At 31.0% G+C, this 26,336-nt stretch carries 23 protein-coding genes; 7 read left to right on the top strand and 16 right to left on the bottom strand.

What is annotated here, in order from left to right; genetic code table 11:
- The 7 genes from LEBU_RS11155 (at position 1) to LEBU_RS11185 (ending at position 8,351) form a co-directional block, all read left to right on the top strand.
- Positions 1–891: an alpha/beta hydrolase fold domain-containing protein gene (locus LEBU_RS11155; RefSeq protein WP_015770416.1), complete on the top strand. Its 891-nt coding sequence runs from the start codon at positions 1–3 to the stop codon at positions 889–891.
- Positions 892–1,039: 148 nt separating this feature from the next.
- Complete coding sequence (locus LEBU_RS11160; protein WP_015770417.1) at positions 1,040–1,732, top strand: N-glycosylase/DNA lyase; 693 nt, start codon at positions 1,040–1,042, stop codon at positions 1,730–1,732.
- A gap of 187 nt (positions 1,733–1,919) precedes the next feature.
- Entirely contained in the window at positions 1,920–4,817 is a 2,898-nt protein-coding gene (locus LEBU_RS11165; protein ID WP_015770418.1) for an autotransporter domain-containing protein, read from the top strand.
- 274 nt (positions 4,818–5,091) lie between these two features.
- A complete protein-coding gene (locus LEBU_RS11170; RefSeq protein ID WP_015770419.1) occupies positions 5,092–6,135 on the top strand; it encodes a tetratricopeptide repeat protein in 1,044 nt (347 codons plus the stop codon).
- Between the two features lie 17 nt (positions 6,136–6,152).
- On the top strand, positions 6,153–7,085 hold the full coding sequence (locus LEBU_RS11175) for a dihydroorotate oxidase (protein ID WP_015770420.1): 933 nt from the start codon (positions 6,153–6,155) through the stop codon (positions 7,083–7,085).
- Between the two features lie 33 nt (positions 7,086–7,118).
- A complete protein-coding gene (locus LEBU_RS11180; RefSeq protein WP_015770421.1) occupies positions 7,119–7,853 on the top strand; it encodes an NAD-dependent protein deacylase in 735 nt (244 codons plus the stop codon).
- Between the two features lie 36 nt (positions 7,854–7,889).
- The gene (locus LEBU_RS11185; RefSeq protein WP_015770422.1) at positions 7,890–8,351 is read left to right on the top strand and encodes a low molecular weight protein-tyrosine-phosphatase; all 462 of its coding nucleotides are present in this window, start codon (positions 7,890–7,892) and stop codon (positions 8,349–8,351) included.
- Between the two features lie 68 nt (positions 8,352–8,419).
- On the opposite strand, the gene LEBU_RS11190 is transcribed toward LEBU_RS11185, so the two are convergent.
- From LEBU_RS11190 to LEBU_RS11260, 16 genes are all read right to left on the bottom strand, one after another.
- A complete protein-coding gene (locus LEBU_RS11190; protein ID WP_015770423.1) occupies positions 8,420–9,853 on the bottom strand; it encodes a glycoside hydrolase family 1 protein in 1,434 nt (477 codons plus the stop codon).
- Positions 9,854–9,948: 95 nt separating this feature from the next.
- On the bottom strand, positions 9,949–11,847 hold the full coding sequence (locus LEBU_RS11195; RefSeq protein ID WP_015770424.1) for a beta-glucoside-specific PTS transporter subunit IIABC: 1,899 nt from the start codon (positions 11,845–11,847) through the stop codon (positions 9,949–9,951).
- Positions 11,848–12,005: 158 nt separating this feature from the next.
- Positions 12,006–12,731, bottom strand: a complete 726-nt coding sequence (licT, locus tag LEBU_RS11200) for a BglG family transcription antiterminator LicT (RefSeq protein ID WP_203415699.1) — start codon at positions 12,729–12,731, stop codon at positions 12,006–12,008.
- Complete coding sequence (locus LEBU_RS12065) at positions 12,728–12,868, bottom strand: CAT RNA binding domain-containing protein (RefSeq protein ID WP_203415700.1); 141 nt, start codon at positions 12,866–12,868, stop codon at positions 12,728–12,730. The genes licT and LEBU_RS12065 overlap by 4 nt, the downstream gene beginning before the upstream one ends.
- Positions 12,869–13,295: 427 nt before the next feature.
- Positions 13,296–15,578, bottom strand: coding sequence for a replication restart helicase PriA (gene priA / locus LEBU_RS11205; RefSeq protein WP_015770425.1), 2,283 nt, complete (start codon positions 15,576–15,578; stop codon positions 13,296–13,298).
- A 47-nt stretch (positions 15,579–15,625) separates the two neighbouring features.
- Positions 15,626–17,728, bottom strand: a complete 2,103-nt coding sequence (locus LEBU_RS11210; protein ID WP_015770426.1) for a penicillin-binding transpeptidase domain-containing protein — start codon at positions 17,726–17,728, stop codon at positions 15,626–15,628.
- Between the two features lie 22 nt (positions 17,729–17,750).
- Complete coding sequence (gene gatB, locus LEBU_RS11215; protein ID WP_015770427.1) at positions 17,751–19,187, bottom strand: Asp-tRNA(Asn)/Glu-tRNA(Gln) amidotransferase subunit GatB; 1,437 nt, start codon at positions 19,185–19,187, stop codon at positions 17,751–17,753.
- 62 nt (positions 19,188–19,249) lie between these two features.
- Positions 19,250–20,713 carry an Asp-tRNA(Asn)/Glu-tRNA(Gln) amidotransferase subunit GatA gene (gene gatA / locus LEBU_RS11220; RefSeq protein ID WP_015770428.1) on the bottom strand — a complete coding sequence of 488 codons (1,464 nt, stop codon included), beginning with the start codon at positions 20,711–20,713 and terminating at the stop codon, positions 19,250–19,252.
- Positions 20,714–20,733: 20 nt separating this feature from the next.
- Positions 20,734–21,033 carry an Asp-tRNA(Asn)/Glu-tRNA(Gln) amidotransferase subunit GatC gene (gene gatC, locus LEBU_RS11225; RefSeq protein ID WP_006805047.1) on the bottom strand — a complete coding sequence of 100 codons (300 nt, stop codon included), beginning with the start codon at positions 21,031–21,033 and terminating at the stop codon, positions 20,734–20,736.
- A 69-nt stretch (positions 21,034–21,102) separates the two neighbouring features.
- Entirely contained in the window at positions 21,103–21,846 is a 744-nt protein-coding gene (locus tag LEBU_RS11230; RefSeq protein WP_015770429.1) for a TRM11 family SAM-dependent methyltransferase, read from the bottom strand.
- Between the two features lie 122 nt (positions 21,847–21,968).
- A complete protein-coding gene (locus LEBU_RS11810) occupies positions 21,969–23,405 on the bottom strand; it encodes a DNA adenine methylase (RefSeq protein ID WP_015770430.1) in 1,437 nt (478 codons plus the stop codon).
- Positions 23,406–23,425: 20 nt separating this feature from the next.
- On the bottom strand, positions 23,426–24,067 hold the full coding sequence (locus LEBU_RS11240) for an ATPase (RefSeq protein WP_015770431.1): 642 nt from the start codon (positions 24,065–24,067) through the stop codon (positions 23,426–23,428).
- Positions 24,067–24,267: a hypothetical protein gene (locus LEBU_RS11245; RefSeq protein WP_015770432.1), complete on the bottom strand. Its 201-nt coding sequence runs from the start codon at positions 24,265–24,267 to the stop codon at positions 24,067–24,069. Before LEBU_RS11245 ends, LEBU_RS11240 begins: the two co-directional genes overlap by 1 nt.
- Positions 24,268–24,287: 20 nt before the next feature.
- Positions 24,288–24,866: a hypothetical protein gene (locus LEBU_RS11250; RefSeq protein ID WP_015770433.1), complete on the bottom strand. Its 579-nt coding sequence runs from the start codon at positions 24,864–24,866 to the stop codon at positions 24,288–24,290.
- Between the two features lie 38 nt (positions 24,867–24,904).
- On the bottom strand, positions 24,905–25,567 hold the full coding sequence (locus LEBU_RS11255) for an HAD-IB family phosphatase (RefSeq protein ID WP_015770434.1): 663 nt from the start codon (positions 25,565–25,567) through the stop codon (positions 24,905–24,907).
- A 22-nt stretch (positions 25,568–25,589) separates the two neighbouring features.
- Positions 25,590–26,276, bottom strand: a complete 687-nt coding sequence (locus tag LEBU_RS11260) for a pseudouridine synthase (RefSeq protein ID WP_015770435.1) — start codon at positions 26,274–26,276, stop codon at positions 25,590–25,592.
- Positions 26,277–26,336 lie beyond the last annotated feature (60 nt).

Genomic DNA, 26,336 nt, shown 5'->3' on the forward strand with positions numbered 1-26,336 from the left:
ATGAGCTTGTTATCAGATATCGCAGTACCTATTGCGAAGTTAGTAAATATGAAAAAATATAAGGAAAAAGATTTTCTTAATCCAAGAAGGGACACAGATTTTTTAAATAAAAAAAACTTTGATAAGTCATTAAATACGCACGAGCAGTTTATTGATGGATTTCAAGTTTTGACAGTTTTTTCAAATAAAAGTTCCAATAAACATGTGATTTTCCTTCATGGTGGAGCTTATGTAATGCGTGCAGTCCGAGCTCACAAAAATATTATTGAAAAATTAGTAAAAACATATCACTTGAAGATAACTTTCATTGACTATCCGTTAGCTCCTGAAAATACTGTGGAAAAAGCCCACAAAGTAGTAATGGATACATACGAAAAAATTACCGAGCAGTATAAAGATGATGAATTTTACTTGTTTGGTGACTCTTCTGGCGGCGGACTGGCACTTTCGTTTTTACAAAGGCTAAAAGGAAAAAAAGAATTACCTTTTCCATCAAAAACGGTGTTGATGTCTCCATGGGTAGATGTGTCTATGACGAATGAAGAAATAAAAGATTTTGAAGAAAAAGACCCAATTTTACCTTTAAATGGGCTAATTGTCACAGGAAAGCAGTTTGCAGGAGATTTGGATGTGAAAAATCCGTTAATTTCGCCAATTTATGGAAATATGGATAATCTTGGAGAGATTTTTCTGATTTTTGGAACAAATGAAATTTTGTATCCAGATTGCTTAAAACTAAGTGATATGCTTGAAATTGCAGTAGGAACGACTGTGGAAATAAAAATAGGCGAAAATTTGTGCCACGACTGGATTTTAGCACCTTTGAAGGAATCAGAAGAAACTGTTAATGAAATAGGCGATTTTTTTGCAAATATGCTAAACTCCTTTTAATATCGAACTGATAAAATTAAATAAACCTAGGTTTTGAACAAAATAGTCATAACTTTTAAGTTTAGTTTTAAAGTGATTTTACGAGAGTTAAAAAATATTTTCTGAAAAAATAAAATATAAAAATAAAACTGATAAGGATTTTAAATCTATGGATAAAAAATTAAAAGATGAAAATAAAGAAATGATAAATAAAATTAATAAGGAAAAAAACGAAGAAATTCAAAAAATTTACAAAAATATCAAGCAAAATATTGATATAGCGATAAAAAATTATAAAAAGGCTTGGGAAGGCACAGAAAAAGAAGTTTTTGCAGAAATGGCATTTTGTATTTTAACGCCGCAGTCAAAAGCTAAGAATGCTTGGCAAGCAATTACAAATTTAGTGGAAAATGGATTGCTATACAATGGAGAGCCTGAAGAAATTGTCGAGTTTCTAAATATTGTAAGATTTAAAAATAATAAATCGCGATATTTGGTCGAATTTCGTGAACTGATGACACGAGATGGAAAATTACAGCCTAAGAAAATTTTATCAGAAATTGACGATACTTTTGAAAAAAGAAAATGGATTTTGAAAAATGTTAAGGGAATGGGATTAAAGGAAGCAAATCACGTGTTGAGAAATCTTGGATTTGGAGAAAATATCGCAATTTTAGATAGGCATATTTTGAGAAATTTAAAAGAACTTAATGTAATTGAAGAAATTCCAAAATCCATAAGTGAAAAAAAATATTATGAAATCGAAGAAAAAATGCGGGAATATTCAAAATTTTCAAAAATAAAAATGGATGAGCTGGACTTAGTTTTATGGTACAAGCAAACTGGCGAAATTTTTAAATAAAAAACTTACATTCTATAGTGAAAATCTAAAAAAAATATGGTAGAATACTACTAGAAATTTATTATAAAAAATAATTAAAATCTAATAATTGTGAATTATTTTTTAAATAAAATTAATGTTCTCAAAAATAATCATGGTAACAAAAATTTAAAACGAAATGTAAAAATATTGAAAGGAAAAAATTATTATGACTAAAAATTTAAATAGCACTAATAAAGATGTCAAAAAAATTTTAAAAAAATACAACTTTAAGAATAATTCTATACTTATCGGATTAGCTGCTTTAGTAATAAGCTGTGGTGGTGGAGGTGGTGGAGTCGGTACATCAATAAAACCAACTCCAACTCCTAATACACCAAGTGATTCCACTCCAGCAATAGGCTGGAATGACTCAACAGTTTCATACAACAAAAACAATCCAAGTAATAAGCCAGATACGACTTTAACAGGTTCTGGAGTTAATATAGGAATTATTGATATAGCTTTTGAAAATCCAGCATTTGCTTCTGATCTTACAGAAAAATTTGGAACTCGTTTAGAAAAACTTACGGTTCCAGACTTTACTCCCTCTTATCTTCCAGACGAAGATCACGGTATAGCTGTGGCTGCTTTGGCAGCTGGTTCTACTGAAGGGATTGCAAAAGAGGCAAAAGTATATATAGTTGATGCTGCTAAGAAAGGACCAGATCCTAAAGATTCAAGTAAGGAAAAAACACATCCTGAAGTATCATTAGATATGTATCGTGCATTGAAAAATAAAGGTGTCACTATTTATAACCAGTCATTCGGATCTGATACATTACAGGAATCAGATACTGCTACTTACGCTGATAAAATGGGAAGAGCTGCTGTAAGATTTTATGAAGAAGAAGTAAATAATGGTTCATTATTTGTATGGGCTGCTGGAAATGTTTCTACGGATAAGCAGCCAACACTTGAAGGTGGGTTACCTTATTTTAATAGTTCTTTAGAAAAAGGATGGATAAATGTGGTTGGTTTAACTGCAAAAGAAGGAGCTGAAAGTGGTAACCGTAATTGGAATAATTTAAAGGCTTTGTCACCAGCTGGAGTTGCAAAGAATTGGACTGTTACAGTATTAGGAGATCAGCACTATAAATTAAAAACACAATATTACATCGGTAGTGGTTCTTCATTTGCAGCACCGATTGTAACAGGAACAGCTGCACTAATTAAACAAAAATACCCTTGGATGGATGGAAGCCTAATTCGTCAAACAATTTTATCTACAGCTACAGATATAGGAGAAAGAGGTGTCGATGAAATTTATGGATGGGGACTTCTAAACATTGATAAAGCGTTAAAAGGACCTGCTTTATTCAGTAAACAGCTTGCATTGTCTGATAATGTAGTTATTAATATTCCGAGTGGTACTTATACTTTTTCAAACAATATTTCAGGAGATGCTGGATTAATTAAAAATGGAGAAGGAGAACTGATATTATCTGGAAATTCTACATTTACAGGAGACACTAGAGTAAATGCGGGAAAAGTAAGAGTAAATGGACGTTATAAATCAGCATTAAGTATAGGAAGACAAGCTATTCTTTCTACAGGTAATGCTCTAATCCAAAATAATATTATGAATGAAGGAATACTAGAAAATACAGGAACTACACAAATTATTGGAAATTATCAGTCTTTAGGAAATTCAAAAATCATAGCTGATTTAAACTCTAACCTATACGTAAAAGGACAAGTCAGCCTAAATAATTCACAACTTGAATTAAAACCAGAAGAAAATGGAGAAAGAAAATATATAACGTCTAGTGGAATCACACAAGATGTGATTACTTCAGATAATAAAATTGAAGGAAACTTTAAAGATGTCAGTACTGATGAATTGTTAAATGCTAATATTAAACAAAATGAAAATTCTATTTCTACAAAATTAAACAGAAAAAATGTTCTGGAATATGCAAAAGAAACAAAAGCGGATGAAATGCAGCAAAATACTGCACAAAATATAGAAGCAGCGTTCCAGAAGCTAGATGAAGAAATTGAAAATGGAAAAGCAGGAAATTTATCCAGCTTTGAAAAAAAAGCCGCTACATTGCAGGCTCTTGACCTTACAAACAGGGCAGCAATTCTGGACAGTCTTTCTGGACAGATTTACGCATCAGCACAGGCTTTAACTTTCCAGCATTCACAGACTGTAAATAAGGACTTGTCAAATAGGCTAGTTATGCTTGGAACTCTTGACAATGTTGGAGATAATTTCGGACTGTGGGTTTCAAGTTTTGGAGCAAATGGTAAGCTGGAACAGAACGGATATGGTAAAGGTGATACAAAAGTCTTTGGTGGACAAGTTGGGATTGACAAGCAGTTTGGAGATAATCTGATTCTAGGGACAGCACTTTCCTATTCAAAAGCCGACGTTAAATTTAACAGATATGGTGGAAAATCAGATGCCAGCAACTTTGGAGTTTCATTATACGGAAGATTAGGAAATAAGGATATCCCTTGGTATTTACAAGGACGTTTTGGAGTTGGATTTGTTGACAGCGATGTTGAAAGGGATATCATATTGAGCAGTAATGACTATTCAAGAGCAAAAATTAACCATAATGATAAAGTTTACTCAGGATATGTGGAAACAGGATATGACATTAAGAACAGCAATGGAGACTTTGTTGTGACACCGTTTGCAGGAATTACTCATGATACGGTAACAAGGGGGTCATTCTCGGAAGACAAGAGCCAGTTTGGACTAAAATCTGATAAGAAGAACTACAGCCAGACATCAGCATTGGCAGGAGTGAGAGTAGGTAAGGCAGTGCAATGGAATGGAGGAAGCAAAACTACCTTCCAAGGCTATGTGACACACCAGAGAGCCTTTAATGATGAGGACTTAAGCTTCAAGGCTGAATATTCAGGATTACCTGGAAGTTCGTTTAAAGTGAAGGGGATAGGACTTTCCAAGAGCAAGACTAAGGCAGGAGTTGGAGCATTGACAGAAGTAAATTCCAGCTTTGGATGGTATGTAAACTATGATGGTGAAATAAGCAGTGGAAAAGGCAAGGGAAACAACAATGTTGTTACTACTGGACTTAGATTTAATTTTTAATTAAAATAAAATTTTTTCCCATATTTTTTGAAATTGTATGACAAATATAAAAAAATATAGTATACTTATAGTAATATCATGTATAATTATTTTAAATTTATAATAATACTCAAATCCTTTAAAAAAATAACTTAGTGAGAACTATAAATATTTATGATTTGAGTAAAATGGTTTTGCCATTTATTGAATTTAGTTAAAAAATGGTATTACTATAGAACTTTAAGTGATTTCCAGATAATAAAAAATAATTTAAAAGTATTGGAGGGTAATTTTTATGGAAAATATCGAATTTGATAATTTTGAAAATGGGGAAAGAAACGATTCTGAAAGAATGTACGAAATGGGAAAGAATTATTATAGAAATAATTCTGAGGTACTAGCCGAAAAATATCTGAAGGAAGCTGCTAAGGCTGGTAATAGAAAGGCTTTTCTCATTCTCGCGGATATTTATTTGAAACATAATAAATTGAATTTGGCTGAAAAATATTTAAAAAAAATTGCTGATGGCGGAGATTTTGAATTGCAGGACAAACTTGGAACCGTTTATAGAAAAAAATCTAATTTTGAATTGGCGGAATATTATTATAAACTGGCTATAAATAATGGAAATCAGAAAGCACAGTATAATTTGGGTAATCTTTACTATCATTTTAAAAAGAAAAAATTGGCAGTAGATTACTTAAAACCTATTGCCGATGAGAGAGATCAGGAAGCACAGGTGCTCCTTGCAAAAATATATTATGAAAACGGTCAGGTTGAACTGGCGGAAGAATATCTTCGTAAAGCTAAGGACAATGGAGAAGCATATTATTTGCTTGGAAAGCTGCTTGAAGAAAGAAAGGATCTGGAATCTGCAGAAAGATACTGGAAAACAGCAGCTGATGACTATGATAATAAAAAATCTCAAGAAATACTTTCAAAATCTTATATTGATAAAAATAATACAACTTTAGCAAAGCATTATTTATCATTGCTTGCCGATGAAAATCATCTGGAAGCTTTTGTACTACTTGGAAATATGTTTTCAGAAGAAAAAAATTATAATCTTGCTTATACAAACTATAACCATTTTTTTGAAGGGCAATCATGTACTGATGTAAAAGTTGACATGTCAAAATATGATAATGAAAAATTAAGATTTAATTTTGGGAAATGCTGTATAAAACTTGGAAAAGTTGATATGGCTGAACAAAATCTAAAAGATAATGAATATCTTAAAATTTCTGACAATATCATTGAAGTTGCAAAACTTTACGAAGAAGCTGAACAATTGAAATTAGCTCTTCAATACTATAAATTAGCTTTGCACATTCAATAAAAAAATTAGGAGGAAAAATGGCAACAACAAAAACACATATTGGCAACTTTAAATTTGAAAACTGCTTTATGAATGCAGCGGGAGTTTACTGCTACGACAGAAATGAATTGGAACAAGTAATAAATTCCGCAGCAGGAACATTTGTTACAAAGACTGCTACATTACAGTCACGTCCAGGAAATCCTGAGCCTAGATACCATGACACAGCTCTAGGAAGCATAAATTCAATGGGACTTCCAAACTTAGGATTTGATTACTATTTAGATTATTTACTGGAATTACAGAAAACACATCCTGACAGAACTTTCTTTTTCTCGCTTGTAGGAATGTCAACAGAAGACACTCACGCATTACTGAAAAAAGTTCAGGAAAGTGATTTTAACGGAATAACAGAACTTAACCTGTCTTGTCCAAATGTACCAGGAAAACCACAAATTGCCTACGATTTGGAAACTACCGAAAAATTATTGACAGATATTTTTTCATATTTCAAAAAACCGCTTGGAGTAAAATTGCCTCCATATTTTGATATTGTTCACTTTGATCAGGCGGCAGCAGTATTCAATAAATTTCCATTGTCATTCATAAACTGTGTAAACAGTATCGGAAACGGACTTGTAATTGAAGACGAAAGCGTTGTAATAAAGCCTAAAAATGGATTTGGAGGAATTGGTGGAGAATATATAAAACCAACTGCACTTGCAAATGTTCACGCATTTTATAAAAGATTGAACCCATCTATTAAAATTATTGGAACAGGTGGAGTTCTTACAGGGCAAGATGCTTTTGAACATATTTTGTGCGGAGCAAGCATGGTTCAAATTGGTACAACTTTGCACAAGGAAGGTCCTGCAGCTTTTGAAAGAATTACTAATGAGTTAAAAGCTATTATGGATAAAAAAGGATATAAAACTATTGAAGATTTTAGAGGAAAATTGAAATATTTATAATTTTTTTTACAAAAATGAAACAAGGTGATAAAAATGGATAAAATAAGTTTGATTCAGAAAATAATTGATGAAAGTAAAAGGATTGTCTTTTTCGGAGGTGCTGGCGTTTCCACAGAATCTGGCATTCCCGATTTCAGAAGTGCAAATGGAGTCTACAATTTAAAACTTGATAGGAATTTTTCTCCAGAAGAGCTTGTTTCTCACACAATGTACGAAAAATATCCAGAAGAATTTTATGATTTTTATAAAAAACATCTTATTTATCCCAATGCAAAACCCAATTTTGCTCATAAATATTTGGCAAGGCTGGAACAAGATGGAAAATTAACGGCTGTTATTACTCAAAATATCGACTGTCTGCATGAAATGGCTGGAAGTAAAAATGTTTTGAAGCTACATGGAACTGTTGACAGCAATACTTGTGTCAGATGTGGAAAAAAATACAACTTGGAGAAATTTTTGAAAATCTGTGAAACAGAAAGTATTCCACATTGTCCAGAATGTAACGGAATTATAAAACCAGATGTTACTTTGTATGAAGAAGTTCCTGATCCAGATACTTTTAGAAAAGCAATAAACGAAATATCCAAAGCCGATACACTAATTATAGGTGGAACTTCCCTTATCGTGTATCCAGCCGCTTCCCTTATACACTATTTTCAAGGGAAAAATCTTGTTTTAATAAATAAGTCTAAGACCGAACAAGACAATTTTGTAAATTTGGCTATACATGAAAGCATTGGAGAAGTTTTTAAAAAATTAAAATAATTAGAATTGAGATAAAATATAAATAAAGAGGTGAAAATGGTAAAAGTATTATTTGTCTGTCTAGGAAATATATGCCGTTCTCCAATGGCAGAGGCAGTCTTTCGAGATATGGTAAAAAAAAAAGGGCTATCTGACAAAATTATTATTGATTCAGCTGCAACAAGTTCTTGGGAACATGGAAATCCAGTCCATCATGGTACTAAAACTAGACTTGCCAAAGAAGGAATCAGCGTAAAAGGAATGTATTCAAGAATTTTAAATAATGATGATTTGGATGCTGATTACATTATTGGAATGGATGAAAGCAATATAGAAAATATAAAACTTTTCGCAGATGGCAAAAATAAAGGTGAAATAAAAATGCTGTTAGAATACGCAGGAGAAAAACGGGAAATAAAAGATCCGTGGTTTACTGGCGATTTTGATACAACTTATGATGATGTAGTAAAAGGTTGTAAAGCGTTGTTAGAATTTATTAAAAAGAATGATTCAAATTAATTATTAAAAATATTTGGTGCTAAACATTTATAAATTTTTCAGAAAAATGAATAGCACCAATTTTATTTTTAACTCAAATCTTCTCCATTGCTTTCAATTACTTTTTTATACCAGTAAAATGATTTCTTTTTATAACGATTTAATGAACCAGTTCCATCATCATTTCTGTCAACATAGATATAGCCATATCTTTTACTCATTTCAGCTGTTGAAGATGAAACTAAGTCAATACAGCCCCAAGAAGTATATCCCATTACTTCCACTCCATCTTCAATCGCTTCTTTTACTTGTTCCAAATGCTTTCTCAAATAGTCAATTCTGTAATCATCTCCAACTGTTGGTCCATTAGGTCCGTCAACTAAAACATCTTTTGCTCCAAGTCCATTTTCTACAATAAATAATGGAATTTGGTATCTGTCATAAAAATCATTTAACACAATTCTAAGCCCAACTGGGTCAATTTGCCAACCCCATTCACTTGTTTCTAAATATGGATTTTTCAATCCACCTAATAAATTACCTTTTCCACTTTGATAATCTTGTGGATTATGTGCCGCTGCAACACTCACATAATACGAGAACGACATAAAATCAACTGGATTTTCAGCTAACAACTTTTCATCACCTTCAGCAAATTCAATATTTATACCATTTTCTCTAAAGTATCTTTTTGCATAAGTTGGATATTTTCCTCTTACATGCACATCTGCAAACAGATAATTTTCTCTTTCAAATTCTCTTGCAGCCAATGAATCAAGCGGATGTGATGTCATTGGATAAGCTGGCATTGATAAAATCATACATCCTATTTTAAAATCTGGATTAATTTCGTGCCCAATTTTTGTGACTAATGCTGAAGCGACTAATTCATTGTGGACAGCTTGGTACAATTCCTGTTTAGTCGGTTTCATTTCTCCATCGGTTGGAATTCCACCACTTATAAATGGAGCGTGTAAAACAGAATTTATCTCATTAAATGTCAACCAGTATTTTACCTTATCTTTATATCTTTCAAACACTGTACGAGCATATCTTTCAAAAAATTCAATTAATTTTCTATTTGTCCATCCATTATATTCTCTTGCTAAATGAAGCGGCGTTTCATAATGGGACAATGTTACAAGTGGCTCAATTTCATATTTTGCCATTTCATCAAATAAGTTATCATAAAATTTTAGCCCTTCTTCATTTGGCTCCAATTCATCCCCTTTTGGAAAAATTCTGCTCCAGGCAATCGAAATTCTAAATACTTTAAATCCCATTTCTGCAAATAAAGCTATGTCTTCTTTATATTTGTGATAAAAATCAATCCCTTTTAATTTCAAATTGTCTTCTGTTGGCTCTTTTGTAATTAACACTTCTCCACCAACATTTGCACCGCCTCTCGGCGTTACATCTTGCACTGATAATCCTTTCCCACCTTCATTATATGCTCCTTCAAGCTGATTTGCAGCAGTAGCTCCTCCCCATAAAAATTCTTCTGGAAATTTTTTTTCTGTCATATTTTCCTCCTAACAATTTTTTGTTTATAGTTATTTATAAGAGCCTATAAAATTCAATTATAATTTTTCTTTGTTACAGAATAATTATACCCTTTTTATTTGACAATTGTAATTAATTTTTCTCCAAATTCGATGTTTTCCTTATCTATTTCAATGACATCCAGAAATTCATCAGTATTAGTTACAATTACAGGCGTTGTCAAAACATATCCAGCCTTTTTAATTTCATCAATATCAAATTCAAGCATTAAATCACCTTTTTTTACCTTATCCCCTTCTTTAACTTTAGGATAAAAATATTTCCCATCTAATTGAACTGTATCAAGTCCAACGTGAATTAATAATTCCGCTCCTGAGTCAGTTTCAATCGCAATTGCATGATTTGTTGGAAATAAAGTTACTATTGTCCCATCTGTTGGTGCCACAACCTTTCCTTCTGTTGGAACAACTGCCGCTCCTTTTCCTAAAGCACCTGAAGCAAATGCCTCATCTTCTGCTTCACTTAATTTTTTTATAGTCCCTTTTAATGGGCTGTAGACAACTTCTTTTTCTAACATTTTATTTTCTGTGTTTTCAGGCTTTTTGTCTACTTGTTTTTCATCAGTATTTCCAGTTACATTTTCATCTTCATAAAGTTTTGGAATTTTAACAAACATTGTTAGTATAATTCCAAAAATAAGTGAAATTAGGCAAACTGCAGAATATATATAGAAATCTCTCCCAATTCCTTCTTTCGGAATATATGAAGAAAGGCTAAATAATCCAAGAGCACCTATTGTATAAGTTTTCATTTTAAAGAAGCCACCGATAGCTCCTCCGATTGCTGCTGAAATACAGGCTATGATAAATGGTATTTTCATTGGAAGTGTTACACCATAAATTCCAGGTTCAGTCACTCCAAATAATGCCGAAAATGCAGCTGGAATACTTAAATCCTTTACTTTTTGTTCTTTTGTCTTTAAGATAATTACAAGCAATACTCCTAAAAGAGCAAATGAATGTGCCATCAAACTTCCGATTATAGTATCGTAACCTAATGTAGCGACATTATTCATAGCAATTGGTACCAGTCCCCAATGTAATCCAAACATTACCATAACCATCCAAAGTCCTGCAAGAAGCCCTCCAGCAATAGTTGAATTTAGATTATACAAAGCTGTTAATCCTGTTCCTAAAGCTGCAGAAGCATTAGATATAACAGGTCCAATTACTAATAATGACAAAATATAAGTTATTAACAGAGTAAAAAACGGAACTAAAAATGTTCTTACCATTGCTGGAACAATTTTTTTAAATAATTTTTCGACGTGAGAACCAAGCCATACAGAAAATATTATAGGCATTACCGTACTTACATATCCTCCAGCTGGAATTACAATAGGAATCCCTAAAAAATGAGCTTTGTTAAATAATTCCATAGTTCCCAGACTAGGATAAATCAATCCCGCTGCAACCGCAATTGCCGTAAATCCGTTCATTCCAAAGTAATTAGCTGAAGTCCATGCTAGAAATACAGGAAGCAGCTGAAACAATCCATCTCCTGCAGCCTGTATTGCCAAATACGTTCCATCTGTATTTAATACGCCTAATGATAGTAAAATTGCCGCAATTCCCTTTAACATCCCAGCTGCAGCCATTACTCCCAGCATTGGCTGAAATAGTTTACTAAGCACGTCAATCAAAAGGTTAAGGACGTCCTTAATATTTTTTATTTCCCTTTTAGGCTCATCTTTTTTTACATCCCCATTTAATCCCAAAAGAGGCGAAACTTCCGCAAACACATCAGCCACGTGATTTCCAATTACAACTTGAAATTGCTCTCCACTTATTAAAGCAGTAGCTACCCCATCCATCTTTTTCAATCTTTCCATATCAGCCTTATCATTGCTTTTCAGTTTAAATCTCAATCTCGTTACACAATGATGCAGACTAACAACATTTTCTTTTCCACCTACCGCTTCTACAATATCTTTCGATAATTTTTCGTATTTCATACGACAACCTCCTATATATTTATTTTTTATTTTATATAATTTTTTTCAAAACAAAAAGGCAAAACCTGACAATAAAAAATCAAATTAAATAATAATTCAAATTTTTTATTCTCGGTCTTGCCTAATTTAATAGTTACAATCCTTTTTTGTATTTATTTTTATTTTTGAGTTATTCTCTGAATATGTATCGCTAAATATGTTTTCTCTTCTTCTGATAATTTTCTTTTATATGTTTTTAAAAAATAATTCTCAATTTTCTCAGCACATTGATAAGCCTTGGTATATTTTTTTCTTACTTCCTGATAAATAAAGTCATTATCATCATTTATCTGGGTATTTTTCATAATTCTTTGAAAGAAAAATTTTAAATGTGTCATAAATCTTTCATAACTAAGACTGCTTTCATCCAGTTCAATTCCAAATGTATATTTTATAATGTTCAGAATATCCTGTGTCATTTTTACAAGCTGCATTGTTTCACCAATTTCATTTTTACTATTAATTCTGGCGTTCACGAGATGCAGTGCAATATTCGCTGCCTCATCTTCAGAAAATTTTATTCCCAGCTCATCATTTATAAATTCCAGAGCTTTTAATCCGATTCCATATTCTTTTGGATAAAATTTCTTTATTTCCCACTGAAGAGCATTCACATAACTTATATTTTCCCTGTATCTTTGAATCGCAAAATTTAAGTGATCTGTCAATGTTACATAAATAAAGTCATTAAATTGTACATTCAATATATTTTTTGCATATTCAATAATATCATAGGAAATTGAAACATAGTCTACAGGTATGTCTTCCAAAAGAATCTTAAATTTTTCAGATGTTTCATTATGCTTTAAAATAAACGTTTTTTCAATTTTATCTCTATCTATCAAATCTCCAGCTTTTTTCCAAATGCTATGCCCTTGCCTGTTATGATAATTTCTTCCGTCTGGTTATTTTCTGAAATGATAGCATTATTATTCAAAATTTTTTTATCTTCATTTTTCAGACTCCCATTAACATTCATCATTTTAGATAGAAAAAACCTTGATTATTAAACACGAAAAAGATCATATTTATTAACCAAGGTTTTGCCTGCCTTACAGTAACAATCCACTTATGAAGTAAGTTTAGCACTTTTTTTCACATTTATCAATAGCAAACGAAAAAAATTTTATTTACTTATACTAAACCTCATTTAAATAAAATAATCTGATACTAAATCCCATTATAAAATAGAAACTATATTAAGGACAAAAAGTTTTAATTTCTTATTAAATAGTATGGAATTCAAATTTTATTAAACATTCGCTATTTAAACGGGGAATAGTATTAGTTAAATGATTATGAATTAATTATCAAACAACTCTATTATAAAAATTTATTTCTAATAAATAAAAAATAGTCCAAATTTGAACTATTTTACTTTTTTTTACCTTTTATAAAATTATACAAACTCACATCATATTTACAGGATCTACATCAATTGTTATCCTAACTTTCTTTTCTCTTTCCCGAAATTTACCTACACATTTTTTTATAATTTTTTTAATTTTTAAGATATTTTCTCTTTCAAATTTAAAAAATATTTGGTACCTGTATCTGCCGTTTATTTTGTAAATTGGGGATTTGAAAGCATCTGAAATAAAATCATTTGAAGTCAAGTTCATAGTTGCATTTACATTTCTTGTAATTTCTTCACGCAAAATTTTGGCTTTTTCCATTACCAAATTTTCCTCCGTTGCTGAAATTACCAAAATTATAATTCGTCCAAAAGGAGGATAATTTAACATTTTTCGCATAATCATCTCATTTTTGTAATATCCTTCATAATCACTTTCGATTGTTTTTTTTATTACATCATTTTCGCCATTAAAAGTCTGAATAATCACTTCCCCATCCTTTTCTCCACGTCCTGCACGCCCTGAAGCCTGTGTCAGCAACTGAAAAGTCTTTTCTGAGGCCCGAAAGTCTGGAAAATTTAAGATTATATCAGCATTAATTACTCCAACTAATGTTACGTTTGAAAAATGCAGTCCCTTTGCGATAATCTGTGTTCCAAGCATTATGTCGTATTTATGATTTTTAAAGTCATTGTAGGCTTTTTCATAATTTTGCTTTGTCTTTATGCTTTCAGAGTCCACTCTCACAATTTTCGCTGATGGAAATGCTATTGCCAGTTCCTCTTCAATTTTTTCCGTTCCAGCCCCAATTTGCCTCATTTTATGTCCGCCACATTCATCACACGTGTTGTCAAAACGTTTTTCATAGCCGCAGTAATGGCATTTGAGGCGATTGTCATATTTGTAGTAGTTTAAGGAAATGCTGCAATTAGGACAAGTTGGAATATTTCCACAATCCTTGCATTTCAGCAAATTTGAAAATGCTTTTCTGTTCAAAATCAAGATAACCTGCTCATTTTTTTGCAATGTCTGCGAAATCTTATCCAGCAATTCTTCCGAAAAATTTTCTGTTGTTTCATTCAAATCCACAATTTCAAATTTTGGCAACTTCGCATTTTTGTACCGTTTCGTAAGCTCAATTAATTCAATATCGCCCTGCTGTGCCTGATAATAAGTTTCAAAAGATGGAGTTGCTGAACCTAAAATCACTTTTATCTTTTCACTTTTTACAATTTCAGCTTCTTCCAAATTATCATTTTTCTCTAATTCACTATTTTTTTCAAGTTTCTCATCTTTTTTCAAATTTTCATTTTGTAAAAATGCTCTTTTTATCGCCACATTTTTTACGTGATAACGTGGGTTATTCTCCTGCTTATACGTATTTTCATGCTCCTCATCCACAATAATATATTTCAAATTCTGAACAGGTGCAAAAACCGCCGATCTTGCTCCAATCACAATTTTCTTTTCGCCATTTCGTATGAAAGTCCATTCTTCCCGCTTTTCCTTGTCTGTAAGTTTGCTGTGAAGAATAGCCACTTCATTGTGAAATTCCTCCTCAAGCCTTTGTATCATCTGAACTGTAAGCGAAATTTCAGGCACTAGGAAAATACTGCCAAACCCTTGTTTCAAGGCTTCCTTTATTAAATTAATATAAATTTCCGTTTTCCCTGAGCCAGTTATCCCTTTTAACAGAAAAATCTGATTTTCACTATTTTTTATCGTATCCACAGCCTTTTGCTGCTCATCATTCAAAATAATTTCCTTTTCTACAATTTCACTTTTTCCCTTTTCTCTTTTTGAAATTTTAGAATTTAAAATAACTTTCTTTTCAATGGAAATAACCTTTTCATTTACAGCTCTTTCCACAATTTCGCTGGAAAAATTCTTTTTCAAAGTTACAACCGTAACTTCCTGACGTTTTTTCATATATTCATTAAATTTTTTTATTTCCTCAATTTTTTCCACTTCCAAAGTTTCATTATTTTCAGAAAATTCCCTTTGGAAAATGGCTTTTTTGGAATAATTTAACTTCAACGCTCCTGGATAAACTGCCTTTATCACGCTATAATAATCACTTATGTAATAATTTTTTATCCACCTTATAAGCTGCATAATATCGGATGGAATGGACAAAACTGGGGCAGCATCCTTAATTTTTTTCACTTTTGAAATATCAAACTGAATCTGATTTTCATTAACGATTGCTATAATAATCCCCATTTTATCCTTATTTATAAAATTGACAATGCACCATTGCCCAATTTCATACTTCTCTTCCGATTTATATGTGTATGTTCCCTGATTATTTTCCACATAAATTTCATAATAATACATTTTTACCCCCAAAAAATCCCCTTATTTTGATTTAAAATTATCTTTATTTATTCTAGCACTATCTGAATTTTAGATTGTTTATCCAATTTTATCCCTTTTTCCGGGAACTGCCCTATTACTTTTCCGCTTCCTTTAACTTCATATTGAGAAAATTTTCCTTGTGGATAAATAGATAAAAATTCTCTCAAGCTAATTCCAGTTAAGTCAGGCATAATATTCTTATCAAAATCCTGTTTTATTTTTGTTAAGTCTTTTTTCTTTTCTTCCTTAACAACGTCTGATTTTTTATCATCAGTATTTTTCTTAATTCTTCCGTTTGTTTCAATTTTTCTATAATCAATTAATTTTTCCAGAACATGTCTTACCGATGGCAATGCAACATCTGCACCATAATAATTTCCTTTCGGTTCATTAACCGTTATTAGCATAGCGTATTTAGGCTTGTCTGCAGGAAAGAATGCAAAAAACGAACTGAAATATTTACCTTTTGTATATCCACCAACCGCTGATTTTTGAGCTGTTCCAGTTTTTCCTGCTACTCTATAGCCAGAAATATATGCATTTTTACCAGTTCCATAATTTACAACAGCTTCCATATATCTTCTGACTAATCTTGAAATTTCATCACTAAATATCTTTTTTATTATAATAGGTTTATTTTGTTCCACAATTTTCCCATTACTGTCTTCTATTCTGTCCACTAAATACGGTTTCATCAATTTACCGTTATTCACAACCGTATTTAAGGCCACAAGCATTTGAATTTGCGTCATTGAAATACCTTGCCCAAAAGAGATGGTAGCTTTTCTTACTTCAGTTAAATCTCTTAATTTCGGTAATTCCTTTGTTGATTCAAAATAAGTGTCAATTCCAGATTTTGCTCCCAATCCAATATCAGTCAAATATTTGTGAAAAGTATTTTTATCAATCATTTGTGAAATTTTTACCATCGCCACATTTCCCGAATATGCGACTATATCTGTTAAGTTTAAGTTTCCAATTGTTAAACTGCTATGATCACGTATCGTTCTATCTTGTACACGAATAGAACCTGATGAAGAAATCCTTGAATTTTCGTTAATTACTTTTGTTTGTAATCCCATTGAAACTGTTATAGGTTTAAATATTGATCCTGGCTCAAAATAATCTGTAATTGCTCTATTTTTTATATTTGCTTTATCTTCTGATTTTGGATAAGATGACATTGCCAGTATTTTTCCAGTTTCGACTTCCATCAGAATTCCCATTGCTGAATCAGCAGAATATTTTTCAAAAGTTTGCTTCAACTCTTCATCAAGTGTATACTGCATAATACTATCAAGTGTAAGTACAAGATTATTTCCATCTTTTCCAGAGGATGAATTCTCTTTATTTTTTATATTTATAATACTCAAAAAGGCTTCTGGAATTCTAAGTCCTTTTATAATTCCTGATTCTCCAGCCAACTGTTTATTATAAAATTTTTCAATTCCATAAACTCCTTGATTTTCGTTATTGACAAATCCGAGCGTTTCTTGAAATGCATCATTTTGTACGTAATTTCTTGTAAATGATGTTTCAAAGGCTACACCTTTATATTTTCTCTTGTACTTTTTGCCTTTTATCTTTGCATCTTTTCTATCATTGTCAATTTGTTCTTCAATTGCTATTTTAGTGCTATAAGAGATTTTATGCTTTATTTTTAAATATTGCTTTTTTGCTTTTTTGCTTTTTAAATACTCATTTTTATAATTTTCCACTTCTAATGGCTCAATATATCTTTTTAACATATTTAGAACAGAATCAATGTTATCTTCCTCAATTAAAGTAGGATCCAGTGTAACAATAAAATCTTCATTGTCATATGCTAAAACTTGCCCATCAGTTGTTGAAATTTTACCTCTTTTAGCTTTTATATAGTTTTTTGAAGAATATTTTTCTTCTCCAGCAGCTCTCCATTTGTTTCCTTGTATTATTTGAATTTTATAAAGATTCGCTGTTATTACTATAAATCCTATAATTGTAAAAAAAACTATTATAGTAAATCTACCTTCAAATGTATTCAAAAAATCATATATTTTATTCAGCCGATTGATATTTTTCTTTCTATTTTTTACTATATTTGACTTTGCTCTGTCAACAATACTGTTTTTTTTATTACCCTTTTTCATTTCTCTCCTAATTCCACCAATATTAACCTTCAAGTCTTGCTAAAATCATTTCATTAATCATTTTCGGATTAGCCTTGCCTTTAGACAATCTCATTGACTGTCCCACAAGATATTTTAATGCGTTGCTCTTTCCAGCCTTGTAATCTTCCACAGATTGAGGATTTTCAGCCAGTACCTGCTCTACAATCTTTTCAATTTCGCTGTTGTCTGTAATTTGCACAAGCCCTTTTTCCTTTACGATAATTTCAGGATCTTTATTTTCTGAAAGCAAGATTTCAAACACATCTTTTGCAATTTTTGAACTAATCGTATTAGCTTTTATCAATTTAATTAATTTTCCAATATTTTGAGGCTCAACAGAAAATTCCTCAATAGAAATATTTTTTTCTTTTAGCACACGTAAAATTTCTGTCAATACCCAATTCGCTGCAAGTCTTGCATCATCCGAAACTTTTACAACTTCCTCATAATATTCAGCCAGTTCCTGCTCTGAAGAAAGGGTAGCTGCTTCCATTTCATTCAATTTATACTCATTAATAAATCTTTTAGCCTTCTCATCTGCAAATTCAGGCATTTCATCTTTTACATTTGAAAGTCTTGATTCAGTAATGATAATCGCTGGCAAGTCAGGCTCTGGAAAATATCTGTAATCCATTGCTTCCTCTTTACTTCTCATTGGCTTTGTAACCGCATTTTCCTCATCCCAAAGCCTTGTTTCCTGAACTACACGTCCACCATTTTCAAGCACTTCAATTTGTCTGTTTGTTTCATACTCAATCGCCTTTACAACCGCCTTAAACGAGTTCAAGTTCTTAGTTTCCGTTCTAGTCCCAAGTTTTGTTTCACCCTTTTTTCTAACAGAAACATTAGCATCGCATCTAAGCGATCCAAGTTCCATACTTACATCACTAACTTTTGTATATTTTAATCTATCCTTCAATGTATTCAAATAAGCATACGCTTCCTCAGCATTTTTTATCTCAGGCTTTGAAATAATCTCAATTAACGGTACAGAGGCCCTGTTATAATTTAGCAAAGTTTCAGAAGCAGTATGAATACTTTTCGCTGTATCTTCCTCAATCTGTATTCTTTCAATTCCAACACTTGCCTCTTTTCCACTATTTGTCGTAATTTTCAAAACTCCATTTTCAGCATAAGGTTTAAAAAACTGTGTAATTTGATAATTTTTTGGCGAATCAGGATAAAAATAATTTTTTCTGTCAAAATAACTCTCCCTGTTTATCTCACACCCAAGTGCAAGTGCTGCCTTTATCGCATAATCCAGTACTTTTTCATTCAATTTTGGTAAAGCCCCAGGCTGTCCTGTACAAATAGGACATACCGCAGTATTAGGCTCTTTATTATCATAATCCGCATCACAAGAACACCATACTTTTGTATTTGTTTTCAATTGACAATGCACTTCCAGTCCGATGACTGTTTCATATTCCATACTCATTTTTTATTTATTCCCTTTCTTTCATAAAATTTATTTTATCAAAATTCCTTTTCAAAACTTTTTTACAATTCAGGATATTTTATCTCCCCACGTTCCTTCTCAAACCTATTCGCCACATTAAACAACAAATCTTCCCTAAAGTAATTTCCAATCAGCTGTATTCCCACAGGAAGTCCATTTACAAATCCTGCTGGAACTGAAATTGCAGGCAATCCAGCCATATTTATTGATACAGTAAAAATATCTCCCAAATACATTTGAACTGGATCAGTAACTTTTTCACCTTTTTTAAACGCTGTTGTTGGAGAAACTGGTGTCAAAATTAAATCAACTTCTGAAAGAACTCGCAAAAAATCATCTCTTATTAATCTTCTAACTTGCGAAGCCTTTTTGTAATAAGCATCATAAAATCCAGAACTTAACACATAATTTCCAATCATAATTCTACGCTTCACTTCATCTCCAAAACCTTCTGTTCGTGATTTTACATACATTTCCTCAATGTTTTCATCACTTTTTCTAACTCCATATCTCACTCCGTCATATCTTGACAAGTTTGAAGCCGCTTCAGCCGATGAAATTATATAATAAGTAGAAATTGCGTATTTTGTGTAAGGTAAGGATACTTCTTTCACTTCTGCTCCAAGTTTTTTCAATGTTTCCACAGTTTTATCCACAACTTCCTTTATTGATTTATCCAGTTCATCTGAAAAATATTCTTTTGGAAGCCCAATTTTTAATCCTTTTATATCTTTTTCAAGCAAAGATACATAATCAGGCACTTCCACATCCGCAGTTGTCGGATCATTTTCATCATATCCAGAAATTATCTGCATAATTCTTGCCAAATCTTCTGAACTTTTTGCCAAAGCCCCAATCTGATCCAGCGAAGAACCAAATGCCATAAGCCCATATCTCGAAACTCTTCCATAAGTTGGCTTTATTCCCACAGTTCCAGTCAAGCTCGCAGGCTGTCTAATACTTCCCCCTGTATCTGTTCCCAAAGCCACAGGTACTTCACCAGCCGCAACCGCAGCAGCCGATCCCCCACTGCTTCCTCCTGGCACTCTTTCCAAATCCCAAGGGTTAGATGCTGACTTTATTGACGAATTTTCATTTGAAGACCCCATCGCAAATTCATCCATATTAGCCTTTCCAACTAGTACTGCTCCAGCTTCCTTCAACTTTTTCACAACAGTTGCATCATAAACTCCCACATAATTTTTCAAAATTTGCGAAGCCGCCGTTGTCAAATCTCCCTTTGAAACAATATTATCCTTCAACGCCACAGGCACTCCAAAAAGTCCTGTATTTTCATATTTTTTTCTTCCTTCTTCGTTATTTTCTTCATCAATTTTTCGAGCCTGTTCCAATGCCTTCTCCTCAAAAATATTAGAAAAAGCCCCAACCTTATCTTCAACAGATTTTATTCTATCTAAAAAATTTCTTGTAACTTCTTCTGAAGTAATCTCTTTATTCTTTATCATTTCAGCCAGTTCGCTAGCCGTTTTTTTGTATAAATTCATTTTTTTCACCTTTCTTTTTTCTAATTATCCGCATTTTCTCCAACAACTTTTGGAACAATTATAAATTCCTCATCCTTATTAGGCGAATTTTCTAAAATTTCCTTCTTAATCCCAGCATCCCTAACTTTATCTTCTCTCAACTTATCTTTTAAGTCCAGCACATTAAAAAGCGGCTCCACATCAGTAGTATCAACCCCATTCAACTCTTCCATATGCTCAAATATTTTATTCAAATCCACCCTAAATTTTTCAATTTCACTTTCTGAAAATTCCAATTTAGAAAGTGCTGCTATTTTTAAAACATCTTCTTTACTTAACATTCGTTTTTTTCCTCCTATTAAAAATATTTTTTCAATAATCTTTTTACTTATCTAAAATTTCTCCACATTTTATTTTTTAAAAACAAATAGATATTCATGTGCAATTAACAAAAAGTTATATTTTACACTATTTGTTTTCCAAAAACCTGTTGCCTTACAATTATGCTGTTCTTTTATAATGATTTCCTTTGTTTTAAATCCTACTTTTTCAAATATTTTCATAACTTCAAAACTCATGGGTATTATATGTCCTTTTTGTCTTGTATCTCCCATCAAAATGGCACAAAATTTGTCTTTTTTTAAAACTCGATAACTTTCTGATGCAACTTTTTCCATTTCAATTAAGAAATCTTTTACTTTTAAATGTGATAAATCATTTTCTATATCCTCACTATATTTAATAATATTAGCATAAGGAGGATGAGTACATATAAAATCAATATTTTCATCTGGAATAAAATTTAAATTTCTTGCATCAGCTTCGTAAAAATAAACTTTTCCTAAATTTTCATATTCAAAATCACATTTTTCTTTACAACGTTTAAGTGCATTGCTGTTAATATCAACTCCTATAATATTTCTATTTAATAATTTTGCTTCAACTAATGTTGTACCTCCACCTGCAAATTGGTCTAAAATTAAATCGCCCTCATTTGAATATCTTAATAAAAGATTTCTTGGAATATATGGTGACCAGTTTCCCCGATATTTTGCATCATGAGTTGCCCATTTTCCTCTATCTGGAAAACTCCACACTGTATTCATTTCAAGCTCAAATTCTTCAGGTTCCCATTTTTTTATTTTTTTTACCATTTCCCCCACCTTAAAATTTAGTTTATTTTATTATTTTGTTTACATTATTATTTTCTAAATCATTGACATTTTTAAAAATTTTTTCAAAATTTGTTTTCATATTTATCTCCTCCCATAATAAATCAAACTAAGCCATTATCTTTCAAACACTGATATAACATCCCTCTTCCACTATAATTCCAATAAGTTACATCTTGTTCCAAAAATAACCATTTTACAATTTTCAAAATTCCTTCTATCTCAATTCCAATCGCAAAATATATGTTTGAATATTCCTCTTCATTCACAAATTCACAATTATACAATTTATTCAATATTTTCTTTACTTTTTCATATTCGCAAAAATTTTCTAACTGTTTTTGTTTCAAATCATCTATAATATTTGAATGACTAGGCATATCTCTAGCTGGTCCTTGTAGACGAAATTGCGTATTTTCAAGATGAACTGTGAAATCCATTCCATAATTTAAAGTAGCTGGTCTATTTAAATAAATTTTTTCCCCGTTTTTTAAAATTTCAACATAGTATCTATATCTTGAGGCCAATTCTCCTTTTCCTGTACCTGCTTCTTCTTTTAAAAATTCTAGAATTAAACTTTTTCTCCATTCTTTTCTTGATGAAAAATTAAAATTGTAAAGTTTTATTTCATTCATAACTTTCGCTCCTAACTGTATATTTGATATCAGTACCTCAGTTACTTTCCCTCTTTTTTCACCTTTACTATTAATTGCTCTACTTGCTTCAATCCTTTTTATATCAAATCCTTTATACAAATCATCAAAAAATTGATCATTGATGTCTACATTTTTAGGATCAGAATTACTAAGTAGTAACTTAGCTCCTTTTTCATTTAATAATTTAAAATATTCAGAAAGTTCAATCTGTTCCTTATCTTCAAATGTATATTCTGTATACGATGTAAATGATGAAGTTTGATTTAATGGACGATATGGTGGATCAAAATAGACAAATGTATTTTTATCTATAAAATCATAAGATTTTTTATAATCTCCATAAATAATATCCACATTTTTCAACTTTTTTGATATATTAATTAAATTTTCTTCATCACATATTTTAGGATTTTTATAATCACCCATTGGAACATTAAATAATCCTTTTTTATTTACTCTATAAAGTCCATTAAAACAGGTTCTATTTAAAAATATCATTAATGCTGCACGTTTAACTTCTTCACTATTATTTTCTAATTTTAAGTTGTTAAATTGTTCTCTTTTTTCATAGTAATAAATTTTTCTATCTTCTTTATCTTTAACTAAAAATTCGTTTTCAAATACTTTTAATTTGTCTACTAATTTTTGAACTTTTTCTTTTATAACTTTATAACAGTTCAATAACTCAATATTAACATCACTAATATATATTTTTTCTAATTCAAATTTATTTAAAATATCAAATAAAACTGCTCCTCCACCAATAAACGGTTCTGCATATTTATTAATTTTATTATCAAATGGATAAAACTTTTCAATTTTATCTATTAACTGCCCCTTTCCACCTGCCCATTTTAAAAATGGTTTTACTTTTGTACCTGTCATTTTTTATTATTCTCTCCACTTCATATCTCTCTAAAATTTTTAAACGTCTCCTTTCTCACAAAAGCAAAGTCCTCTACTTCCAATACTTTATAATTATTATTTATTGTATTTTCCATCCATTCTGGCAGATCATCTGCTATTTTTATCACTTTTTTATCAATAATTTGCAGTAATGTCCTAAATCTCACACTATTATCATAAACTACAACATTATCAAATTTTTTCAAAATTTTCTCAAAATTCTTCAATGATTCCTTGTATCTTTTATCAACAACTTCATCTGGAATATGATGTCCGCCATCCGCCACTCTCTTTTTTATTCTCTCTTTTGAAATATCAGGACTTCCGACACCAACATAAAATAAATGCAACTTATAATTCTTTTCTCTTACTTTGTCAATCAATTTTAAAATTGTTTTACCAGTCAAAGTAGTTTCTTCATTAAAGGAATTTCCTTTTTCCATACATTCATTTCTCAGTCCAACCGCAATTTTAGCCGCCTTTACCTGATCAGTTTCACTATCCCATTTACCAATTTCTCTTACAATTTCATCACTATTTATCCTAACTGATTTTTTCATATCCCCATTTATCGCATTAAATAGCGTAGTTTTCCCCACCCCATTCACACCTGCAAACAAATAAAAACTTTTATTCTCCATCAAAACACACCCTTTTCAATCAATTCTTTCTGTTTTTCTTTTATCAGAAAATCTTGCAAGTTCACATAAAAATCAATATTTTTAGAATTTTCAGTGTTTTTCAGCAATTTATTAAAATCTTCATAATTTAGTGATTCAAGTAACTCTTTTAATTCCATATTGTCAATATTTTGATTTTTAAACAGTTCTTTTAATTTCATAAATACACCATTTCCTAATTTTAAAATATCAAATCTTCAAAATCAATATCTGAGACCCATCTGTTATCTTTTCTAACCATTGTAATATTTTTAGATGTATTTTTTTTAGGTATTTTTGATATAGAAATTTTTGATATTTCTTTTACTCTGTCTTTTTCTTTGTTAGTAAATAAACGATTACTTTCCAGTCTATTCTCACCAAATTCTTTTACAAACATCTTTCCAAATTCATAAAATGCTTTTTCATTTTCTTCTTCATCTAAAAAGGTTAAATTTAATGTAACTTCTATTTTATCTTTTGTAATATAAGATACATTTTCAATCGTATATTTAAAATCCATTGCGGCTTCTTTACTAAAAATATACAAAGCCGTATAGTAATTATTTTTACCATTTTCCATTTCGTAAAAATCAATAATTTTTTCTCCTAATTCATCCAGAGATTTTTTCCTTTTACTTTCTATTTCCTGCATTATTAAATTTCTATCATTTTTTTGTTCAATTTCAGACACAGTTATATTTTTAGTTAAATTATTATCCAAACTTTTAGCAATTCCTAAATTAAAAATTATTATTGATAAAATTAGTATTTTTTTCATAAATTTTAACCACCTGTATTTGGTATTTCTAATATTTTTTAATAAGAAGTATTATTTCTCCACTCTAATATCTCATTAAAATTATCAAACTCAAAAAAATCAATTCCATTCTCTTCACAAAACTTAACCGCCCTAGTCCCCTTTCTCACAAAAGCAAAATCAGCTACTTCCAATGCCTTGTAATCAGACGGACCGTCGCCTACGAAATAAGTTGTGTAGCCCTGTTTTTTATAATTTTCTACTGCTTCCCTCTTATCAACGCCATAATAGCCTTCCTTGTCCAAAAATGGATTTTCCACAGTAATTTCGTTTTTATCAGTTCCACTAAATTTTAAATCATTTGATATAACTTCGCTATCTGGCAAGTTTATACCATATTTTGAAAGTGTTCCTTGTACGTTTAGCCTTGCACCTGCACTAACAATTTTAAATTTTGCTCCACTTTTTACAAAATCTATAAAAGTTTCATCAATTATCACATTTTCCTGCAAAGTCTGGATATACTGCTCTTTTGTGATATTTAGAGAGCCTAGTCCATATTTTATAAACTCCCTTATAGAATATTCTCCAGCTCTGTATCTTTTTCGCAGTTCCTGTTTAAATTCAGGCTGATGTGTTTCAAGCAAAACATCTGTCGAATCTTTTTTACTGATTGTTATATCAAAATCTATTAAAAAGATTGATTTTTTATTATTTCCCAATTTTTTCCTCCTGCCAGAAAATTTATAAACTTTTCAGATATTTAATTTCATCTTCATTCAAAGCACGATATTCTCCCACTTGTAAATTACCAAGCGTAAGTTCTCCCACTTTAATACGTTTTAATGAATTAACATTATATCCCAATGTTTCCAGCATTTTTCTTATCTGTCTGTTTCTTCCTTCAAAAATTGCAATTCTAAGTTCCTTTTTGTCAATTTTCTTAACTTTTGCTGGTGCAGTTCTTTTCCCGTCAATTACAACTCCATGCTGTAGTGCCTCAATATCCTTGTCTTCAATTTCACGGCTAACTTTTGCAATGTAGCTTTTATACAATTTTTTTCGTGGATGCATTACGTGATTGTAAACTTCTCCATCATTACTGATTATAATTAACCCTTCTGTCATAAAGTCTAATCTTCCATAAGTAAAAAGTCTGGCACGTGATTTTATAAAGTCTACTGCAAGTCTACGCCCAAACTTGTCTTCATTTGAGCAAAGTACTCTTTTTGGCTTATTTAAAATATAATATTCATATCTTGTATTAAGTTTTACTCTTTCTCCATCAATTCTAACCACATCTTCAGGCTTTACATCCATTCCTATAATCGCCTCGTGCTTATTTACCGTAACTCTTCCTTCATTTATCAGTTCATCAGCTTTCCTACGTGAACAAAATCCCGTTTCGGCTATAAATTTATTTAATCTCATTCTATTTACCTCTTTATTTTCTACTCTTTTTATTTCCCAATTTCTTTCTTTGTTTCCACT

The organism is Leptotrichia buccalis C-1013-b (assembly GCF_000023905.1).
Classification (GTDB): domain Bacteria; phylum Fusobacteriota; class Fusobacteriia; order Fusobacteriales; family Leptotrichiaceae; genus Leptotrichia; species Leptotrichia buccalis.

Excerpts from the sequence above, each read along its gene's own strand:
- LEBU_RS11155 (WP_015770416.1), top strand. The coding sequence starts at position 1 with ATGAGCTTGTTATCAGATATCGCAGTACCTATTGCGAAGTTAGTAAAT.
- LEBU_RS11160 (WP_015770417.1), top strand. The coding sequence starts at position 1,040 with ATGGATAAAAAATTAAAAGATGAAAATAAAGAAATGATAAATAAAATT.
- LEBU_RS11165 (WP_015770418.1), top strand. The coding sequence starts at position 1,920 with ATGACTAAAAATTTAAATAGCACTAATAAAGATGTCAAAAAAATTTTA.
- LEBU_RS11170 (WP_015770419.1), top strand. The coding sequence starts at position 5,092 with ATGGAAAATATCGAATTTGATAATTTTGAAAATGGGGAAAGAAACGAT.
- LEBU_RS11175 (WP_015770420.1), top strand. The coding sequence starts at position 6,153 with ATGGCAACAACAAAAACACATATTGGCAACTTTAAATTTGAAAACTGC.
- LEBU_RS11180 (WP_015770421.1), top strand. The coding sequence starts at position 7,119 with ATGGATAAAATAAGTTTGATTCAGAAAATAATTGATGAAAGTAAAAGG.
- LEBU_RS11185 (WP_015770422.1), top strand. The coding sequence starts at position 7,890 with ATGGTAAAAGTATTATTTGTCTGTCTAGGAAATATATGCCGTTCTCCA.
- LEBU_RS11190 (WP_015770423.1), bottom strand. The coding sequence starts at position 9,853 with ATGACAGAAAAAAAATTTCCAGAAGAATTTTTATGGGGAGGAGCTACT.
- LEBU_RS11195 (WP_015770424.1), bottom strand. The coding sequence starts at position 11,847 with ATGAAATACGAAAAATTATCGAAAGATATTGTAGAAGCGGTAGGTGGA.
- LEBU_RS12065 (WP_203415700.1), bottom strand. The coding sequence starts at position 12,868 with ATGATGAATGTTAATGGGAGTCTGAAAAATGAAGATAAAAAAATTTTG.
- priA (WP_015770425.1), bottom strand. The coding sequence starts at position 15,578 with ATGTATTATTATGAAATTTATGTGGAAAATAATCAGGGAACATACACA.
- LEBU_RS11210 (WP_015770426.1), bottom strand. The coding sequence starts at position 17,728 with ATGAAAAAGGGTAATAAAAAAAACAGTATTGTTGACAGAGCAAAGTCA.
- gatB (WP_015770427.1), bottom strand. The coding sequence starts at position 19,187 with ATGAGTATGGAATATGAAACAGTCATCGGACTGGAAGTGCATTGTCAA.
- gatA (WP_015770428.1), bottom strand. The coding sequence starts at position 20,713 with ATGAATTTATACAAAAAAACGGCTAGCGAACTGGCTGAAATGATAAAG.
- gatC (WP_006805047.1), bottom strand. The coding sequence starts at position 21,033 with ATGTTAAGTAAAGAAGATGTTTTAAAAATAGCAGCACTTTCTAAATTG.
- LEBU_RS11230 (WP_015770429.1), bottom strand. The coding sequence starts at position 21,846 with ATGGTAAAAAAAATAAAAAAATGGGAACCTGAAGAATTTGAGCTTGAA.
- LEBU_RS11810 (WP_015770430.1), bottom strand. The coding sequence starts at position 23,405 with ATGACAGGTACAAAAGTAAAACCATTTTTAAAATGGGCAGGTGGAAAG.
- LEBU_RS11240 (WP_015770431.1), bottom strand. The coding sequence starts at position 24,067 with ATGGAGAATAAAAGTTTTTATTTGTTTGCAGGTGTGAATGGGGTGGGG.
- LEBU_RS11245 (WP_015770432.1), bottom strand. The coding sequence starts at position 24,267 with ATGAAATTAAAAGAACTGTTTAAAAATCAAAATATTGACAATATGGAA.
- LEBU_RS11250 (WP_015770433.1), bottom strand. The coding sequence starts at position 24,866 with ATGAAAAAAATACTAATTTTATCAATAATAATTTTTAATTTAGGAATT.
- LEBU_RS11260 (WP_015770435.1), bottom strand. The coding sequence starts at position 26,276 with ATGAGATTAAATAAATTTATAGCCGAAACGGGATTTTGTTCACGTAGG.